Here is a 737-nt window from a genome sequence, read left to right as displayed (position 1 = left end):
CGGCTATGGTTTCAGCGAACACGCTGATATCCGCATTACCGATTTCACCGCTTCATCAGACGGCATGGAAGCCGTATTCCAAACACCATGGGGCGAAGGAAAATGCCGCACTCGTCTGCTCGGACGATTCAACGCACAAAACCTCGCCGCCTGCGTTGCCTTGCTGTGTGCCAACGGTTATCCACTCAATAACATTTTGGAAGTACTAGCAAAAATCCGTCCTGCTTCAGGCCGCATGGATTGCATTATGAACAGCGGCAAACCTTTGGTTGTTGTCGATTATGCCCACACGCCCGATGCACTGGAAAAAGCACTCTCCACTTTGCAGGAAATCAAACCGCAGGGCGCGGCCTTATGGTGCGTCTTCGGCTGCGGCGGCAACCGCGATCGTGGTAAACGCCCGCTGATGGGCGCGGCAGCCGTACAGGGTGCGGATAAAGTTGTCGTAACCAGCGACAACCCGCGCTTGGAAAATCCGCAAGACATCATCAACGACATCCTGCCTGCCGTTCCTGCGCCCGAATGCGTCGAAGCCGACCGCGCCGCTGCTATCCGTTACGCAGTCGAACGCGCCGCCGCAAACGACATCATTCTGATTGCCGGTAAAGGGCATGAAAACTATCAGGATGTACAAGGCGTGAAGCACCATTTCTCCGATTTTGAAATCGCAGAAAAAGCATTGGCAGAGCGCAGTTAAGTCATAACGCAAATATTCAGACGGCCCGAAACCTTAAGGC

The 737-nt window shown here is 54.1% G+C and carries 1 protein-coding gene; it reads left to right on the top strand.

The features are described from left to right. Positions 1–697 (top strand): Mur ligase family protein (locus ACTHUR_RS13835; RefSeq protein ID WP_440399112.1); only part of this gene is annotated, 697 nt, incomplete at its 5' end. Positions 698–737: the final 40 nt, after the last annotated feature.

The organism is Neisseria sp. P0021.S007 (assembly GCF_051956855.1).
The sequence above is the reverse complement of the archived record's forward strand: the minus strand, read 5'-3'. Positions and strand labels throughout refer to the sequence as shown.